Origin of the sequence: Thiohalocapsa halophila (assembly GCF_016583825.1) — a bacterium.
In the GTDB taxonomy this organism is placed as follows: Bacteria; Pseudomonadota; Gammaproteobacteria; order Chromatiales; family Chromatiaceae; genus Thiohalocapsa; species Thiohalocapsa halophila.
In genome coordinates this window covers 56599-74435 of record NZ_NRRV01000009.1, presented here as the reverse complement: position 1 = coordinate 74435, position 17837 = coordinate 56599, and the positions used below count along the sequence as shown (strand labels likewise).

At 66.3% G+C, this 17837-nt stretch carries 9 protein-coding genes; 1 reads left to right on the top strand and 8 read right to left on the bottom strand.

The window, feature by feature from the left end:
- Positions 1-7 precede the first annotated feature (7 nt).
- The 3 genes from CKO31_RS05615 to CKO31_RS05605 form a co-directional block, all read right to left on the bottom strand.
- A complete protein-coding gene (locus tag CKO31_RS05615; RefSeq protein WP_200234823.1) occupies positions 8-3643 on the bottom strand; it encodes a sulfite exporter TauE/SafE family protein in 3636 nt (1211 codons plus the stop codon).
- A 302-nt stretch (positions 3644-3945) separates the two neighbouring features.
- Positions 3946-5247 (bottom strand): ATP-grasp domain-containing protein, encoded by a 1302-nt coding sequence (locus tag CKO31_RS05610; RefSeq protein ID WP_200234821.1) that lies wholly within the window; start codon positions 5245-5247, stop codon positions 3946-3948.
- Between the two features lie 65 nt (positions 5248-5312).
- Positions 5313-7316, bottom strand: a complete 2004-nt coding sequence (locus CKO31_RS05605) for a CocE/NonD family hydrolase (RefSeq protein WP_438874001.1) — start codon at positions 7314-7316, stop codon at positions 5313-5315.
- Positions 7317-8269: 953 nt separating this feature from the next.
- On the opposite strand from CKO31_RS05605, the gene CKO31_RS05600 reads away from it, so the two are divergent.
- Entirely contained in the window at positions 8270-9253 is a 984-nt protein-coding gene (locus tag CKO31_RS05600; RefSeq protein ID WP_200234817.1) for an EDSAP-1 family PEP-CTERM protein, read from the top strand.
- Positions 9254-9625: 372 nt separating this feature from the next.
- Here the strand turns inward: CKO31_RS05600 and prsT are convergent, their stop codons facing one another.
- The 5 genes from prsT to gap form a co-directional block, all read right to left on the bottom strand.
- Complete coding sequence (gene prsT, locus CKO31_RS05595) at positions 9626-12412, bottom strand: XrtA/PEP-CTERM system TPR-repeat protein PrsT (protein WP_200234815.1); 2787 nt, start codon at positions 12410-12412, stop codon at positions 9626-9628.
- Positions 12413-12708: 296 nt separating this feature from the next.
- Positions 12709-13773, bottom strand: a complete 1065-nt coding sequence (gene fba / locus CKO31_RS05590) for a class II fructose-bisphosphate aldolase (RefSeq protein WP_200234813.1) — start codon at positions 13771-13773, stop codon at positions 12709-12711.
- A gap of 74 nt (positions 13774-13847) precedes the next feature.
- Complete coding sequence (gene pyk, locus CKO31_RS05585; protein WP_200234811.1) at positions 13848-15290, bottom strand: pyruvate kinase; 1443 nt, start codon at positions 15288-15290, stop codon at positions 13848-13850.
- Between the two features lie 104 nt (positions 15291-15394).
- A complete protein-coding gene (locus tag CKO31_RS05580) occupies positions 15395-16576 on the bottom strand; it encodes a phosphoglycerate kinase (RefSeq protein ID WP_200234809.1) in 1182 nt (393 codons plus the stop codon).
- A gap of 159 nt (positions 16577-16735) precedes the next feature.
- Positions 16736-17737: a type I glyceraldehyde-3-phosphate dehydrogenase gene (gene gap / locus CKO31_RS05575; protein WP_200234808.1), complete on the bottom strand. Its 1002-nt coding sequence runs from the start codon at positions 17735-17737 to the stop codon at positions 16736-16738.
- Positions 17738-17837 lie beyond the last annotated feature (100 nt).

Below are 17837 nucleotides of genomic sequence, written 5' to 3'. Positions count from 1 at the left end.
ATTTAGCTCAGGCAACGGCGCGCAGCTGCGCGGGCTCGGCGGGGGCGGCGGGCAGGCCGAGGTCGAGTGTCTTGAGGTCGGCGCCGGCGCGGCCGGCGAAGAGCCGCAGGTCCGCGGCGATGAGCGACCAGCAGTAGGGACCGATGCGCTCGGCGTGGCCCTGGATCTCGGTCTCGACGCGGATGCGCGGGGCGCGGTAGAAGAGGCGGATGCCCAGAGTGAGGGGCGTGGCGCGCTGCTCGTCCGTCAGCTGCTCGGACAGGTCGATGCCACCGCTGTCGCGACGGGCCCCCGGGTAGATGTCGACGGCCAGCTCGACCAGATTGGTGGCGATGCGGGGCGTGCCCGTCTGCACGCGCTGAAGGGTGCAGTTCGGATCTCGGCAGCGCTCGCGCAGCGCAAAGGTGAACTCACGCTCGAAAAACACGCAGAAGGCGTGCTCGACCTCCTCCAGCTGGCGCTGGACCCGGCGCAGACGCTGCGGATAGGGCTGCTGGTCGCGCATTTCTTCCCGAATGACCTTGCGCAGCCGGCCGAAGGCCTTGGGCAGGGCGCCGGAATGGAAGCCCCGGGACATGAGCGCCCGCACGCTCTCGCCGTGGTGGCCGACGGCGGCGGGCTCCACCGGCAGGGGCTCCTTGCCCTCGCCCATGAGCGCCGGCTCCTGGTAGGCATGGCTCGCATCGGCGAGACCCTCGCGATGATTCGCCTGGTAGAGCTTCCAGTTCTCCTTGAGCTCCCAAACGAAGAAGCCGAAGAGTCCCGGCAGCAGCACGATGGTCAAGGTCACCAGCGGATAGGCGATGACCTTGGGCAGGATCGCATCGCTCATCTCCAGGAACGCGGCCGTGATGGCCGGCAGAAAGGGCAGCAAGAGCTTGTGCCCGATGCTGACGATGGGGAAGTGCTTGACCGGGTTGACCTGCGGCTCCACCAGCACCGTCACATAGAACTGCATCAGGGCCTCGGCGAGGCGCCACACCGGCGCCAACAGGGCCTTGGCGACGCGCCGTCCCATGCGCTCGCCTCGATGGTGGATCAAGGCCTCGTCCACCCGGTGCAACAGCTGCGAGAAGCGCCGCGTGACTTCCTTGAAGAAGTACAACAGCGACTGGATCAAGCCGATGAAGAGCGCCTGATTGAGTCGCGTGAAATAGAGGCCGACGCGCGTGCTCAAGTTGTCGAGGAAGCGTCGCCCGGCGGGCGTATTGCGCGCCAGTGTGCCGAGCGCAAAGGCCAGACCGGCGAGCCACAGCCCAGGCTCGATGGGCACCTCTTCCACGAGCACCGCAAGCAGGATGATGGGTGCCAGCGGCAGGGCGCCGATCAACAAGGGCTGCACCAGATTGCGCCCGAGACCGCGCACGATCCCGGTGCTGAGGAAGTCCGCCAGCGGGCGCCAGCGCCTGAGCCGGCTCAGCCCGTCGTAGAAAACGAAGCGCAGCGCCGCCACCAGCCCGTGCCACAGCGACACGGCGATGTGGCGGCCAATCCCTGTGTGCATCACCAGGTTCACGAGCCCGCCGAGGAGCATCACGTCGGTGAAGGAGGCGAGGTGGAAGGTTTTGTCGTGGTGCGGCAGCAGCTCCAGCAGCAGGTCGATGCTCTTGAGCAATAGGTAGGCGGCACCGAAGGGCACCAACAGATAGCGCGAGATGGTCCGCCCCGGCCCGGTGCCGAACAGCGGCGCGCTCAGCTGTTGCAGGCCTTTGATATAGATCTCGCCCGGCCGATAGACCCCCGGCAGGGCGTCGGCGGCGGTGCGATCGAAGCGCGCAAGGCGGTCGCCGCGGAAAAACTCGGACAAGGTCGGGTCCGGCAGGCGCAGGATGTTGCGGGCGACGATGTCGCGCACGTCGGTGAACTTGAGGTGTCGGCGGCGCTTGATGACGTCCAGCAGCTCCAGCTGCATCTTCTGCGCAGCGACGTTCTCGCGGTGATCCCGGGGCACGAAGTCGGCCTTGCACATGGCCTGCTTCACACGCGGCATGATCTGCTCGTCGAGGCGCGCGTTGACGCGCTGCGTCAGCGTCTCCAGCACGCGCGTGAAACGCTCCAGGTCCGTGATGGGCCAGGGCATCTCCTCCAGCCGCGCGCGGGCCGTCTCCATGGCGCGCATGGCTTTGAGCAGCGCCTGGAAGGGCAGCGGCTCCAGCAACCGCCGGCGCCCCGAGCTCAAGAGCCAACGCGCGAAGCGCAGACGATAGTAATCGCTGCGGCTTTCCGAGAGCACCTGCTCCAGGCAGCTGAGCAGCGTGCGGGCCGGGGCGGAGCCGAAGCGGCGGCGGTCCGCGGCGGCGAGGCGCTCGATGAGGTGGCGCAGCTCGCTGGCCGTGGCCGGCGCGAGCTTCCACTTGGCGGCGAGCAGATCCGCCAGATGCTCTTCGGCGGCGTGCTCGCGCTCGTTGATCGCTATCTCTACCGCGGCCGGCGCACAGCGTGCGGGTCGGCTCATCCGCTGGGCGAGCCGGCGCGCATCCGCGAGAAAGCGCAGCTGCGCCGCGAAGCGGCCTTCGAACTCGGCCCGCTGCGCACAGCCCACGGCGTGCTCGAACAGCGCGAGCCCTAGGCTGTGCCAGCGCATGGCGGTACCCGGCGCCGGCGCGAAGCCAATATCGTCCAGCCCCGGCAGGAACAGCAGACGGCCCACCAGCCGACGCAGGCCGTTGCGGACGTCGTCGCGCAGCCGCGCGAGCCAGCCCTTGCGGCGACGGACCCGCGTGCCACGGTGCAGGGCGGCAAGATAGTGTGCTTCCAGTGAGGGGGGCAGATCGGCGTCCATGTGACGCAAGTCGGCGCCATGGTCTTCCGTCTGCTCGCAGGGATCACCGCTCGCCGGGGCCTTGGCCGGCCACACCTCTGCGGCGTCGGCCACCGCGATGGCGAGATCCGGGTCCGAGGCCCCGAACGGTAATCCCGTGGGCAGCAGCGGCGGCGCCGCCGGCAGCTCGCTGCCGCCCGGGCGGCTTTTCATCAGCAGCAGCGGCTGACGCCCGTCACGGCTCGGCGCCGGTAGATCGAGGCCGCTGGCGGCGAGCCAGGCGTCCACTTCCGGCCAGACCTCGATGGCGGGGAAATAGAAGCCGCGGGCCCCGGGCGCGAAGTAGCGCAGCCGCACCACCAGGGCAGCGAAGGTGCGCGTAATGAGATCATCGCTCCAGACGGACAGGATCACGCCGTCACGATCCAAGACCTCGCGCACCTCGGCGAAGGCATGCCCGCCGATGAGACTGCGCAGCGCGACGGCGCCGAAGCGCTCGGCGTCGTCGTTGTCGTCGCGGGTGTTCTGCCAAGCCCTGGCCACTTCGGCCTCGAAGCTCCGCGCCCAATAGTCGTGCCGCAACCGCTCGAAGGCGCCCTGCCCCGCGGCCTGTGAGCTGGGGCTCGGCAGCAGGACCACGTACCGCGGCAGACGCAGGCCCTCGATGACGGACAAGGCCTCGGCGTTCTCGCTCTCGAGGCCGTAGAGGAAGGCCTCCCGCGGCATCAAGTAGTAGGGCAGGTTCGGGATGGGCACGCCGCGCGCCTGCGCGCCGAGCTCCTCCTCGATGAGGCGCTCGATGGCGCGGGCGTGGAAGAGAAACACCCCCTCGGCAGGCTTTAGGATCTGCTGCCGGAAGGCCTTGGCGCTGGGTGTCGACATAACTGCATGAATGTGCGCCGATGTCACCGGGATCAACGGCGCACGCGGCGGCCGAGTCGACGGCGGGCGACCGAAGAACCGCATGGTAACGCCAGCCGCCCCCGCGGGGTATCACTGCGTGCCCATCGCGCCTGGCGGCGACGCGCTGACGGGCGCCCTTCCTGATCTATCTCGCGCTGATGCTCGGCATCGTCGTCGCGAGCGGGCGCCGCGTCGGGCTTCGTGCCTCAGCCCGACCTACGGAGCGACAACGCAATGTCCGGGCCTCAAAGCCCGCCACTCTCAGGGCTCGCGCCCGGGCGTCAGAGGATGACGGGCTCCTGGCGGTCGCGCTCGAGGTCGAAATGGAGCTCGGCCAGGACCGCTCGGTACTTGTCCGCCAGCTCCATCTCGTCCCGGGCGCCGATGAAGACCTGCGCCAGCTCGAAGCTGTATTGGTCCTGGCCCTGGAGCTCTCGCAGGTGCTGGCCGGGCTCGACGGCAATCTTGACGACGGTATCCGGCTGTTGCTCGGCGATGCGCGCAATGGCTGCGTCGTCCGGCACCACGGTGATCCGCCCCGCATCCGGGGTGCGCACCATGAAATGCGCGGCGACGTTGAAGTGTCCGGCACGCTCCAGCGGCGACGGCTTGCGGCCCAGGGCGAGATCCAACATCACCGCATGATGGGAAATACCCGCGACTTTCTCGAACAGGTCCGTGTGCGCCTGCGAGATGCGCGGGTTGATCTCCAGGAGCCAGATTCGGTCCGCGCTCTGGTCGTAGTAGAGCTCGGCGTTGAAGGGGCTGTTGTCGAGACCGATGGCACCAACGGCAAGCCGGGCCGCATCGATCATGCGGTGCTGGATCTCCAGCGGCAGCGATGACGGGTACTGGTAGCGGCCGAAGGAGAGGCCCCCGGCCGCGCGGATGCTGTCGACAACGCCGTAGACGACAACGCCGCCTTGGTACACATAACCTTCCAGTGTGCATTGAGCCCCGCCGATCGGCGTCTCGGCGATGAAGGTCTCCGGCATGTCCACGATCTCCGCCGGCAGCTCGAACATCCGCAGCAGGTCGCGGAAGGGCTCGACGATATGCCCCTGCTCCTGACGGCAGGTTTGCATGACGTCGCGAAACTGGTGGGCGTCGTTGATCTGAAAGGCCAGATAGGAGCGGAAGGACTTGATGGGCTTGATCCAGAACGGCGGCACCAGCTGCAGCTTGCCGAAGGCGTCGTCGTCGTTCGGATCGAAGGCGCGGAAGACCGGCAGGTGCTGCGCCACGGCCTTCTGCTGCTCGAGCCGGCTCCAGTACTTGTGCTCGCACTTGAGCACGGCCTCCAGCGACGGCCCGGGCAGGCCGAAACGCTCGGCGAGGACGGGCACGAACAGACTGCCCGGGAAGTCCCAATAGGACGCGACGCCGTCGATACTGCCGTCGAAGTCCTCCATCGCGGCCACCGCCTTGTCGATCAGCGCGGGAACATCGTAACTGTCGACGTGACGGATGTCGGAGACATCCAAGGCCGCGTGGAGCTCGCAGTCGCGGGCCGCCGGCACACGTTTCAGCCGCTCCAGATTGAAGGGGTCCAGTCCGACGATGAAGACATTGTGCTTGGGCATGCGGTGCTCCGGTGTGGATGGGCGCTCCCCGCCGGGCTTGTAGCCACCGGCGACCGGGCGTGGAATCAGATCAGATCGCGCGGGATGGCCTCGTCCCAGCTCTTCTCGAACAGCCGCACGTCGCCCTCATAGGCGTCCAGTGTCGCGCGGATCAGGAAGTGGGTGGCCGTGGACGTCAGGATGGTGCGGGTGACGGTGCGCGCGGACCAGTCGGGGGCGCCCGCGACGCCGGCACGCTCGAAGCTGCGCTCGTGCACCACCTCGCCGCGCACGGTCTCGTAGCGCTCATTCTTGTAGCTCCAACGCTCCTCCACGTTGCGGCCGAAGGCGAGGCCGATGTCGTCCAGGCGCACGCGCGCGTCGTTGTTCACCACGTCCAGCGCCACCTCGTTGTTGGCCAGGTTGTGGCGGACGGTCCAGTGGCGCTCCGCCGGCACCAGCAGGGTGTGCGCCGGTGCCGGTGCGCTGCGCGGCGCCCCGAGATTGCGCAGCTCGGCATCCTCGGGCTTCGGCGTGCGCAGCGGCAGATACAGCCGGCAGCCCTCGGCGTCCAGGGTCAGCCGCGCCGGCTCGGGCGAGGGCCAAGCCAGCGGGAAGTAGGAGCTGGAAATGCCCAGCCGGATGCGGTGGCCGGCGAAGAAACGCTGGCCCACCTCGTTGAGCGGCACCCGGACGCGGTAGCGGCGGCCGGGCTCCAGCGGCTGCGGCTGCTCGTGGCCGTCCCGGTGCGTGAGGTTCAGCACGCCGAAGGTGACACGCGTAGCGCGGTCGTCGGGGCCGATGTCCGACAAGCGCACCGCCACCATGGCCACGGGCCGATCCGCCGCAAGCTCCAGCTCCACCTCGGGTGAGCCGAGGATGGAGATATCCTCCGCCAAGGGCGCCGTGTCGAACACCAAGGCGCCGCCGTCTTCCAGGCGCTGATCCGAGGGCAGATCCGTCGTCTCCGCGTACGAGCACCACTTGCCGGCAAAGAGGCCGACGCTCAAAGGGCTCTTGATGCTGAGCTCGGCACCGGCGGTGCTGGTGCTGCCGTCGTCCGGCACCAAGGCGCCGCGGGCGAGCCGGTAGGCCTGGGGCGCGATGTCGGGGCTGGGCCAAACCGGCTCGGCCACCCAGCGGCCGGTGGTCTCCGGGGAGGAGGGGTCGCGGCGGTCCAGCATCCAGGCGCGCAGCATGGGGTCGTCGTCGATGCCGCGGTCGATGCCCTTGAGCCATTGATCCCACCAGCGCACGCATTCGCCGAGAAAGTCGATGGCAGGGCCGGGGCCGCCCATGTGCGGATACTTGTGCCCCCAGGGCCCCACCAGCCCCCGGCGCGGCACCGACAGATGCTCCAACAGCCGGAATACGGTGTTGGAATAGCCGTCCGCCCAGCCGCTGACGGCCATCACCGGCACCTGGATGGCGCTGTAGTCCTCGCATACCGAGGCATGCTTCCAGAAGTCGGTGCGGCGCTGGTGCTCCAGCCAGTTCTTGATCCAGAGCCCGCTGCCCGCCAGGCGCTCCAGCCACATCGCGCGCCAGCGCTCGCCCACCACCGCCGGGTCCGGCGGGCAGGAGTTGAAGCCGAACATGGTGGAGGCCCAGGAGAGGTTATCCGTCAGCAGGCAGCCGCCCATGTAGTGGACATCGTCGGCATAGCGATCATCGGACGAGCAAACGGAGATCACCGCGCCCAGCTCCGGCGGCTGAAGGGCTGCGATCTGCAGGCCATTGAAGCCGCCCCAGGAGAGTCCGAACAGCCCGATCTTGCCGCTGCACCAGGGCTGCTCGGCGATCCAGCGCAGCACCTCCAAGCCGTCGTCCAGCTCGCGCTGGAGGTACTCGTCGCGCAGCACGCCCTCGGAGTCGCCGCTGCCGCGCAGGTCCACGCGCACTCCGGCGTAGCCGTGCTGCGCGAAGAAGCCGTGGATCTCGGCGTCGCGAATCGCCTTGTGATCGCGCTTGCGGTAGGGGATGTACTCCAGCACCGCCGGCACCGGATTGTCCTCGGCGTCCGGCGGCAGCCAGAGCTTGGCCGCCACTGAGCAGCCGTCGGACAGTGTGATCCAGATGTTGTCGATCATCCGCGGCCGCGCGCTGTGATTACCCGCCGCGGCACTGGTCTCTTCTGGCATAGGTCAACCCTCCTGCGCCTCGCGTCGGCGCACGCGTACTGCTCTCGACGCAATACCGCACGGCCACCGACGCCGCAATTGCCTGATGCGAGCACCGCCCCTGGTGTCAATGGCCAGGTCCAGCGCCGGCTTCGGCGCCAGGTCCGGACCAGAGCTCCCGTGCCAAGCCTGTACCGGCGCTTGCACAGGGCAAAACCAAGGCAGCCCACGCCTGTACCTTGCAGGATAGCAGTACGGCACTGTGCCGCCGAGCCGCGGCGCGGCCATCACTCACGGCTTGGGTCTCTTGCCAAGATCTTCGCTCCGACGCCGACCGCATTCGCCGCCCGTCTTGCCCCATCCGAGCTCTCACAGTTCTTTACACTTCGAAAAGTCTTAATAATCAGAAATCTCAGCGTTCCCCCCATCGCCGGGCAACGATTCGGCCTCAACGGCTATATGAGATAAACAACCAGCCTTTTCGGAAGACAGCATAGGCATCCGGGCCAAAATCGCCAGTGCTGTAAAACCGCTATTACACAGGCCCCATTGAGTTGGCCAGTACCGGCTTCGAGCTCGCATTCGCGAGTCTGTCCGGCGCTTGTACAGCCCAGTAATTGGCTTTTTAATCAGCACCCTAGCCGCTCAGCGAAACCCTTAGCCTCATTTGGTGGCGCAGGCCTCTCCGCGTGGCATGAATACTGTAATGCTGTTGTCGAGTTGCGCTGCTTCTGAAGCAGCCGCAGAGATCGGCGACCCTGCACACTCGCACGTGCTCATTGGGCAACCTGACATTCTCGGCATTGCCACTATCCGGTGCGCAGGCACCAGCAAGCCCGAGCCTACCCAGATGAGGCTCGACAGCGGCACAACTCGTGAAGAAACCTCGTTCCTCAACCGTTTCACGCATGCGGAGTCATCACATGAAACAGACAAGGCTCAACGTCGCCATCACCGGCGTGCTACTACTGGGCGCCGCGGGCTCGGCGCAGGCCAATTTCAAGGGCATCGCCATCTCGAAGATCTTCGACTTTGGCATTACGGATAGCGCTGGCAGTGTCACTTTGCTGTCGAGTGATATCGATGCCAATACCTCGGCAGAATGGAATGACCCGAATTTCGCCGTATCGACCGTCTCTGCCAGCGCCAGCAGCTCCATACCTAATGGCAATGATGCCCCCATGTCGATCTGCGGGCCTCTCGGCTGCGAGATCGTCGCAGGTAATGACGCGAGCGTGTTCGAGCCCAACGGCAACCAGTTCGAGCAGGTTGCCGGCCCAAAGCCCTATGTGGGTCAGAACTGGGCCCGCAGCGACTCCCTGATCAGCTCTTCCGATGTCTTTAACGGGAACGGCTCGTCACAGCTGCTGTCGGAAGTCGTTGCAGAGCCGGGCCTGACCACCCCGGACCCCGTGCGCACCGATGGCGACAACTCCCTGGATGCGACGTTCAATATCTCGGTCGGCGCAGCGACGCAGCTCACCTTCGTTTTCGACGCCGAGGTGTTTGCCGAGGTTTGGACGCCGGGCGGGGGGGACGAGTCATCCGTCAGTGCCGGCTACGCCTTCCAGATCAATATCGATGGGGCGGACGACGAGGTGTTCGGCTGGAGGCCTGACGGTGTCGCTGGCGGCATCTCCGGCGGCACAGAGGATTCCGATGCCTTCCGTTTGACTCGGTCCTTTGCCAGCATCAACGGCGTCACCAACAGAATCTTTTCAGATTCTTCCTCTAATGGAGGATTTCGGGCGACCACGGATGAACTACAGCCTGGCAATTACTCCATCTCCATCCTGCACAACGTGGATGCCGATGGCGCACAGGTGCCGGTGCCGGCAACCCTTGCCTTGCTCGGTGTCGGCTTGGTGGGCGTAGGCGTCGCCCGCCGCCGCAGGACCAAAGGCTGAGCCCTGAGTTCATTCACAGATAGTGGCTTGGCGTCTGCCAGCCACAGGGGGCTTCGGCCCCCTTTTTTGTTCCAAATCCGCGTGGCCCGGCGGGACCTTGCTGTCCAATAGCCGCCTAACACGCCTTGCATTTGGCCGAGCATTCCGCAGGCAGCAGGGCTCAAGGCGAGCAGGAACCGGGGCTGTTGTCAGACGTCAGCGCCGAGTATGCAAGGAGCGCGACCTCGGGACACAGGCGCAGATCTTCGGCATGGGAGCCCGGGCAGAAGCGGTGCAGCCCGGGGCCATCGCCACGACTTGGCCGCTGCGGTGCGCGAGGCCATCGACAGCACCATCAGCCCAAGCACATTTACGCCGCTGGCGTCGGTGTCCTCAGCGCAAACGCTCGACCAGTGCCTCCGCCTGGGTGCGCTCGGGGAAATCATGCGCCTGAGACAGCAGTTGCAACAGCACGCGCCGCGCGCGGTCACGGCTCCCGGCCCCCTCCAGCGCCAAGGCATAGTGGTATTGGAAGGTGGCATTGGCCGGCGCAATGGAAACCGCGCCCAGTAATGCCGCCTGCGCTGCCTGCGCATCGCCCGACTGCAGCAGAATCATGCCGAGGGTATCGAGGTAGCTCGGCTCGCGACGCTCGCTCAGCTCGACGGCCTGCCGCGCGAGCGTCAAGGCTTGGTCCGGGTCGTCTTGGCGCAGGAGCCAAGCGAGGTTGTTGCGTACCTGCGCGTTCTTGGGCGCCAGCTCCGCGGCCTTCATCAGATTGGCCTTACCGTCGGCGGCGCGCCCCGAAGCGAGCTGGAGCTCAGCCAGCACCATCAGCATTCGCGCGTTGCCCGGGATATCCCGCGCCGCTGCCTCCAAGGTTGCTAGGGCGTCCGCCGGGCGACCCGTCTTCAGCTGCACACGCGCGAGCTCGAGAGGTAAGCGCGGATCGTGCGGGACGCGCTTTGCCGCCTTATGCAAGTATGCCTCGGCACTGGCCGGACGGTTCTGACGCAGGGCTTCGGCCGCGTCCGCCAAGATCAATTCGACCCGATCCGGGGCTAGCGCTCGGATCCGCTCCATGCGCGCCACTCGGGACTCGGCATCTTTCGCGCGGCCCAGGAAATATTCCACCAACCGGCTTGCCGCAGGGTGGTCTGGACGCAGCTCAAGGGCCTTGAATAGCGCCACCCCGAAGCCGGCGTCATCACCTGCCGCCGCGTACGCATTGGCGAGCTGTAAGTGCGCCGCCGCCTCCGCTGGCTCCAGCTCGATCCGCCGATTGAGGCTCGCCACCGCTGCTTGGGGAGCACCGCTACTGAGCTGAAGCACGGCCAAGACGGACCAGTACAGCGGGTCGGCGGAGAAAGCGTCCTGTATACGCTTGAGCCGAAGCAGCGCTTCCTCGACTCGACCACGATCTCGGTAGAAGCCCACCAGGGCGAACTGCGGCGCGAGCCGCTGCGGGTGCGCCTTGATGGCCTGCTCGAGCAATGTCTCCGCAGCCTGATCATTGCCCAAGCGCGCTTCGAGCTGCGCCAGCTTCAGCAGGGTCTGCTCATGCTGCGGCCGTTGCCCGAGCGCTTGCTCGTAATAGCCCCGGGCGTCGTCCACACGTCCTTGTTTCAGAGCTATCGCGGCAAGGTTGGCTGCCGTGGACGGCTCACCCGGGGCGAGCACCAGTGCTTGCTCGAAAGCCCGCTGCGCCCCGTCAAGATCCCCGAGCGTCCCGCGAGCGATGCCAGCGAGGGCCCAGGGCGCACCGTTGTCTGGATATTTCTCCGCCATGGACTCTGCGGCCGACAGCGCCGCTTCGCCCTGTCCCTTGCGCAGCAAGGCGCTCACGATTCCAATGTCCGCCATCAGGTTATCGGGCTCTTGCCGCAGGGCCGTTTGCAAGATCTCGAGTCCTTCCACTACGGCGTCGTCGTCGCCCTTGACGAGACTCAAGCCCAGATCCGCAGCAAGCATCGGATCATCGGGCTCCAACACGGCGAGCCGACGGCGATACGCCGCCGCGCCATCAGCATCGCTCTGCCGCTCACGGATACGCGCCATGAGCCTCAATGCGTCGGCGTTTTCGGGGTCCTCCAGCAGCAGCCTAGTGAGGAGCTCCTCAGCGCCGGCGGCGTCGCCCGTGGCCAAACGGGCGCGGGCGAGGAGACGGGCAGCGCTGCTGGAGTCGGGGTTGGCATCGAGAAAGCGGCCGAGCAGGTCCCGGGCCTGCTCGTACTGCCCGGTGGCCAGGGCACTGGCACCACGGTAGAACGGCAGCTCGCGCTGAAAGGCCGGCACACCGCCGGCACGCTCGAAGTGCTCGTGGGCCCGATCGAAACGCCCGGTGTGGAAGGCGACGCGGCCCTGGAGGTGCGCAATGGCCGGATGGCCTTCGTGACGCATGCGCAGCATCTCGATGTCCTCCTGTGCGGCGTCATAGTCTCCCTGCTCGATGAAGAACATCGCGCGCTGGATGCGCGGTCCGAAGTCCGGCTGCGCGTACTCGATGGCCTTGCCGAAGGCGGGCGCAGCGGCGGCAGCATCGTTGGCAGCCGCCTCGATCCGCGCGAGCTGGAGCCAGGCGGCAGCGAAGCCCGGCCGAACTGCCAACGCCGCCCGGAGCTTGGTCCGCGCAATATCCGCCTCGCCGTTGCGCATAGCCAGCCGCGCCTGACCGAGCAATGCATCCGGCTGCTCCGACACAATGTCCAATGCGATCGCATAGGACGCAGCCGCCGCGTCGGCATCATCGAGTGCCATATGGGCATCGCCGCGGACCGCGTACAAAAGCGCCTGCTCGGAAGGTGGCAGCGTCGAATCCGGCGGAAACTCGTCCAGTACCCGCTGGTGCTCATCCTGCAGCAGGAGGCTTCGCGCCAGAAACGGGGCAAGCCCCTCGCGCCCGAGCTCCCGCGCGCGCAGTAGCTCCTTATGCGCAGCCGCGCCGTCACCGAGCTGCAGCTGGATCGCGCCGAGCCGGTAGCGCGCTTCGGCGTCGTTCGGGTCCGCTCTCAGCGCGTTCTTCAGCTCGATGACTGCCGCAGACAGGTTGCCTCTGTCGTGATGACGCTGTGCCGCAGCCGATGCATCCTCGGGCGCATCCGCCACGGCGATGACCAAATGGGCCGACCACAGCACCAAGGCTGCCAGCGCCCCTCCGACCTTCGTCCCGATGACTCGCATTACGCCTCCCGGCGGCAAAGCCAAGACCGACATCGCTGTAGGATTCCAAGCCCTGAATTATCGCGGATGGGCGGAGGCAGCGGGATCGGTCGAGTCCTTATACGTGTACGGGGGACTTGCCCAAAGCTCAGCAAGAGCAGCTCATCACGAAGACGAACACGCAAAAAGAGAGACAGTTGCGCACGGCGACCAGAAGACAGCGGGCATCACCAGTTGCTGGGATGTGTCGTGCGGACAAAAAAAGGGCGCTGAAGCGCCCTTAGCGAAGCAGTCCGCTGAAGTGAGCGGAGCAGCGGTCAGTTCACCTTCGGGTCCAGCTCGCCCTTGGCGTAGCGGTCGGTCATGTCCTCCAGCGACAGCACCTTGATCTTGCTGGCGTTGCCGGCGGTGCCAAAGGCCTCGTAGCGCGCCTTGCAGATCTCCTTCATGGCCTTGGTGGAGGCCGCGAGGTACTTGCGGGGGTCGAAGTTCTTCGGGTTCTCCGCGAGATGCTTGCGGATGGCGCCAGTGGAGGCCATGCGCAGGTCGGTGTCGATGTTGACCTTGCGGACACCGTTCTTGATGCCCTCGGCGATCTCTTCCACCGGCACGCCGTAGGTCTCGCCCATGTCGCCGCCGAACTCGTCGATGATCTTGAGCCACTCCTGCGGCACGCTGGAGGAGCCGTGCATGACCAGGTGGGTGTCCGGGATGCGGGAATGGATCTCGCGGATGCGCTGGATGGCGAGGATGTCACCCGTCGGCGGCCGGGTGAACTTGTAGGCGCCGTGGCTGGTGCCAATCGCAATGGCCAGCGCATCGACGTGGGTGTCGGCGACGAACTTCGCGGCCTCCTCGGGGTCGGTGAGGAGCTGATCGTGGGAGAGCTTACCCTCGGCGCCGGAGCCGTCCTCTTCACCGGCCATGCCAGACTCCAGCGACCCGAGGCACCCGAGCTCGCCCTCGACGGAGACGCCGCAGGCATGGGCCATGTCCACCACCTGGCGGGTGACGCGGGCGTTGTAGTCGTAGTCCATCGGCGTCTTCATGTCCTCGCCGAGGGAGCCGTCCATCATCACGGAGCTGAAGCCCAGCTGAATGGAGCGCTGGCAGACGGCCGGGGAGGCGCCGTGGTCCTGGTGCATGACCACGGGGATGTGCGGCCATTCTTCGATGGCGGCGAGGATCAGGTGACGCAGGAAGGGTGCACCGGCGTACTTGCGGGCACCGGCGGAGGCCTGAACGATGACCGGCGAGTCGGACTCGTCGGCGGCCTCCATGATGGCGCGCATCTGCTCCAGGTTGTTCACGTTGTATGCGGGTACGCCGTACTGATGCTCGGCGGCGTGGTCCAGAAGCTGGCGGAGTGAAATCAAGGCCATGGTGGGCTCTCCTATGTCGCTGAGTGGGTGTCGCTGAGTGGGTGTCGCAGGTTGGGTGGTGGGCGGTGCTCGCCTCAGTCGCCGGCGAGCAGCTTGTGCTCGCCGACGCGCATGATCTTCATGATGTTGGTCTGTCCCTCGACGCCGCCGCGGTCGCCCTTGGTGATGATCACCAGGTCGCCGTCGACGACGGTGCCCTGTTGCAGCAGCTCTTCGATGACCTCGCGGTTGACCTCGTGGATATTCTTGGACGCGACGTCGAAGTTTATCGGGTAGACGCCCCGGTAAAGCGTCACTTTTCGTCGGGTATGGACGAAGCGGGTGAGGGCGTAGATCGGAATGCCCGTGTTGAGCCGCGACATCCATTTGACGGTGCTGCCGGACTCCGTCAGCGCGGCGACCGCCTTGACGCCCAGGTGATTGGCGGCGTACATCGCGGACATGGCGATGGCCTCGTCCACGCGCTTGAAGCGGGTGTCGAGCCGGTGGCGGGACTTGCGACGGTAGTTTTCGGACTCGGCGCAGATGCGCGCCATCGCGGCCACTACCTTGGCGGGGTACTTGCCAACGGAGCTCTCGGCCGAGAGCATCACGGCGTCGGTGCCGTCGAGCACGGCATTGGCGACGTCGAAGACCTCGGCCCGGGTGGGGATGGGGTTGTCGATCATGGACTGCATCATCTGCGTGGCGGTGATGATGACGCAGTCCAGGTCCCGCGCCTCGCTGATGAGGCGCTTTTGCACCGCCGGCAGCTCGGCGTCGCCGATCTCCACGCCGAGGTCGCCGCGGGCGACCATGATGACGTCGGAGGCCTTGGTGATCTCGGTGGCGTGCTCCAGGGCCTCGGCGCGCTCGATCTTGGCGACGATGCCGCCCTTGCCGCCGGCCTGGACGAAGAGCTGGCGGGCGAGGTGGACGTCGTCCGGGCTGCGCACGAAAGACACCGCCAGGTAGTCCGCCTCCATCTCGGCGGCAAACGCGATATCGGCCTTGTCCTTGTCGGTGAGTGCCGGCGCCGACAGGCCGCCGCCGCGCTTGTTGATGCCCTTGCTGTTGGAGAGCTTGCCGCCGAGGAGCACGCTGCACTTGATGCTGCGCCCGTAGATCTCGGTGACTTCCAGCTCGATGGCGCCGTCGTCCAGCAGGAGCTGGTCGCCGGGCATCAGGTCGTCGGCCAGGTAAGCATAGGTACAGCCGACGCGCTCATGATTGCCCGAATCCAGCGGGCAATCCAGGTCGATGCTAAAGGTGTCGCCCTGGCTCAGCTGGATTTGATCGCCCTCGAAGCGCCCGACCCGGATCTTCGGCCCCTGCAGGTCGATGAGCACGCCCAGCGGGTGCTTCATGGCCTTGGCCACGGTGCGCACCCGCTCCACCCGCTTGCGCTGGCGCTCGTAGGTGTCGTGGGACATGTTGAGCCGGGCCACATTCAGCCCGGCGGCCACCATGTCCTCCAGCACCCCGGGCGGATCCGTGGCGGGGCCGAGGGTGGCGACGATTTTGGTTCGACGCGGCATAGGCGCTTGCTCAGAACAGCGGGGGAACAGCGAGATTGCCGAGCAGGGCGGAGGGCGGAGGACCAATGACCGATCCACTCGGGCGCCCCCTCAGCCCTCAGCCCTCAATCCTTAGCCCTCTCCTCCAACATCGCCACGGCCGGCAGCGTCTTGCCTTCCAGGAACTCCAGGAAGGCGCCGCCGGCGGTGGAGATGTAGGACACCTTGTCGTAGATGTCGTACTTCTGGATGGCGGCGATGGTGTCGCCGCCGCCGGCGAGGGTGAAGGCGTCGGTCTCGGCGATGGCCATGGAGATGGTCTTGGTGCCCTCGCCGAATTGGTCGAATTCGAACACGCCCACCGGGCCGTTCCAGACCACGGTGCCGGCCTTCTCGATGATGTCGGCGAGCGCGTTGGCGCTGTCGGGGCCGATGTCGAAGATCATGTCGTCGTCGGCGACCTCGTCGACCTTCTTCTGCACCGCGGGCTCATTCTCGTCGAACTTCTTGCCGACGACCACGTCGGTGGCGATGGGGATGGTGGCGCCGGCGGCCTCGGCCTTGTCCATCAGGCTCTTCGCGGTGTCCACCAGGTCTGCCTCGTACAGAGAGTTGCCGACGTTATGACCGGCGGCCTTGATGAAGGTGTTGGCGATGCCGCCGCCCACCACCAGCTGGTCCACCTTGGTGGACAGGGCTTCCAGCACCGTGAGCTTCGTGGAGACCTTGGAGCCGCCGACGATGGCGACCATGGGCCGCTTGGGATCGGCCAGCGCCTTGTGCAGCGCGTCCAGCTCTTCGGCCAGCAGCAGACCCGCACAGGCGGTGGGCGCGAATTTGCCGGCACCGTGGGTGGAGGCCTGAGCGCGGTGGGCGGTGCCGAAGGCGTCCATGACATAGACGTCGCAGAGCGCCGCGTATTGCTTGGCGAGGGCTTCGTTGTCCTTCTTCTCGCCCTTGTTGAAGCGCACGTTCTCCAGCAGCACCAGCTCGCCGTCGCCGACTTCCGGCGCGGTGTCGAGATAATCCTGCACCAAGCGCACCTCGCGGCCCATCTTCTCGCTCAGGTCCGCGGCGACCGGGGCGAGGGAGTCCTCCTCGGAATACACGCCCTCTTCCGGGCGGCCGAGGTGGGACATGACCATGACCTTGGCCCCGGCCTCGAGGCAGTGCTCGAAGGTGGGCAGGGACGCCTTGATACGGGCATCTGAGGTGACCTTGCCGCCCTTGACCGGGACGTTGAGATCCGAGCGGATCAGCACCCGCTTGCCGGCGAGGTCGAGGTCGGTGAGCTTGGTGAAAGACATAAACGGGAGCCTCGTGCAGTGGTGTCGAATGTCTTAAGCAATCTGGAAAGCGTCTTCACGCTTTCCGCATTGCTCTGGCAAGTATCGAGTGTCGAGGAGCGAGTATCGAGGCAGAGCCGTCCCCTCGATACTCGTCACTCGTTACTCGTTACTCGTCACTCACTTCGCTACATGCTCCACCATCCGCAGCATGTTGCAGGTGTAGCCGTACTCGTTGTCGTACCAGGCGACGACCTTGACGAAGGTGGCGTCGAGCATGATGCCGGCGCCGGCGTCGAAGACGGAGGGGGTGTTGGCACCGCGGAAGTCGGTGGAGACCACCTTGTCGTCGGTGTAGGCCAGCACGCCGGCGAGGTCGCCGGACTCGGAGGCGGACTTCATGGCCGCGCAGATGTCGTCGTAGGAGGCGTCCTTGTCCAGCTCGCAGGTGAGGTCCACGACTGAGACATCGGACGTCGGCACACGGAAGGCCATGCCCGTGAGCTTGCCGTTCAGCTCCGGCATGACCTTGCCCACGGCCTTGGCAGCGCCGGTAGAGGAGGGAATGATGTTCTCCAGGATGCCGCGGCCACCGCGCCAATCCTTCTTGGAGGGACCGTCGACGGTCTTCTGGGTGGCGGTGGCGGCGTGCACCGTGGTCATCAGGCCGCGCTTCACGCCCCAGTTGTCGTGCAGCACTTTGGTGACCGGCGCCAGGCAGTTGGTGGTGCAGCTGGCGGCGGAGATGATGGGCTGACCTTCGTAGACGCCATGGTTCACGCCGTAGACGAACATGGGCGTGGCGTCCTTGGAGGGCGCGGACTGCACCACCTTCCTGGCGCCGGCGGCGATGTGCTTCTGGCAGGTCTCTTCGGTGAGAAAGAAGCCGGTGCACTCGATGACCAGATCGGCGCCGATCTCGTCCCACTTGAGGTTGGCCGGGTCCATCTCGGCGGTGAGGCGGATGGACTTGCCGTTGACGATCATGCTGGTGCCATCGACGGCGACGTCGCCCTGGAAGCGGCCGTGCACGGAGTCGTACTTCAACATGTAGGCGAGGTAATCGGGGTCCAGCAGGTCGTTGATGCCGACCACCTCGATGTTCGGGAACTCGTTGCTGATCGCGCGGAAGGCCATGCGACCGATGCGGCCGAAGCCGTTGATGCCAACTTTCAGGGTCATGTTCGGTTACTCCTGATCGGAACGAAGGTTGGAAAGCAGCTGCTCTCGGAATCGAGCGCCGTCGGCGACGAGTAACGAGTGGCGAGTAAGCACAGACCTT

Excerpts from the sequence above, each read along its gene's own strand:
- fba (WP_200234813.1), bottom strand. The coding sequence starts at position 13,773 with ATGGCCTTGATTTCACTCCGCCAGCTTCTGGACCACGCCGCCGAGCAT.
- gap (WP_200234808.1), bottom strand. The coding sequence starts at position 17,737 with ATGACCCTGAAAGTTGGCATCAACGGCTTCGGCCGCATCGGTCGCATG.
- pyk (WP_200234811.1), bottom strand. The coding sequence starts at position 15,290 with ATGCCGCGTCGAACCAAAATCGTCGCCACCCTCGGCCCCGCCACGGAT.
- CKO31_RS05605 (WP_438874001.1), bottom strand. The coding sequence starts at position 7,316 with ATGATCGACAACATCTGGATCACACTGTCCGACGGCTGCTCAGTGGCG.
- CKO31_RS05610 (WP_200234821.1), bottom strand. The coding sequence starts at position 5,247 with ATGCCCAAGCACAATGTCTTCATCGTCGGACTGGACCCCTTCAATCTG.
- CKO31_RS05600 (WP_200234817.1), top strand. The coding sequence starts at position 8,270 with ATGAAACAGACAAGGCTCAACGTCGCCATCACCGGCGTGCTACTACTG.
- CKO31_RS05615 (WP_200234823.1), bottom strand. The coding sequence starts at position 3,643 with ATGTCGACACCCAGCGCCAAGGCCTTCCGGCAGCAGATCCTAAAGCCT.
- prsT (WP_200234815.1), bottom strand. The coding sequence starts at position 12,412 with ATGCGAGTCATCGGGACGAAGGTCGGAGGGGCGCTGGCAGCCTTGGTG.
- CKO31_RS05580 (WP_200234809.1), bottom strand. The coding sequence starts at position 16,576 with ATGTCTTTCACCAAGCTCACCGACCTCGACCTCGCCGGCAAGCGGGTG.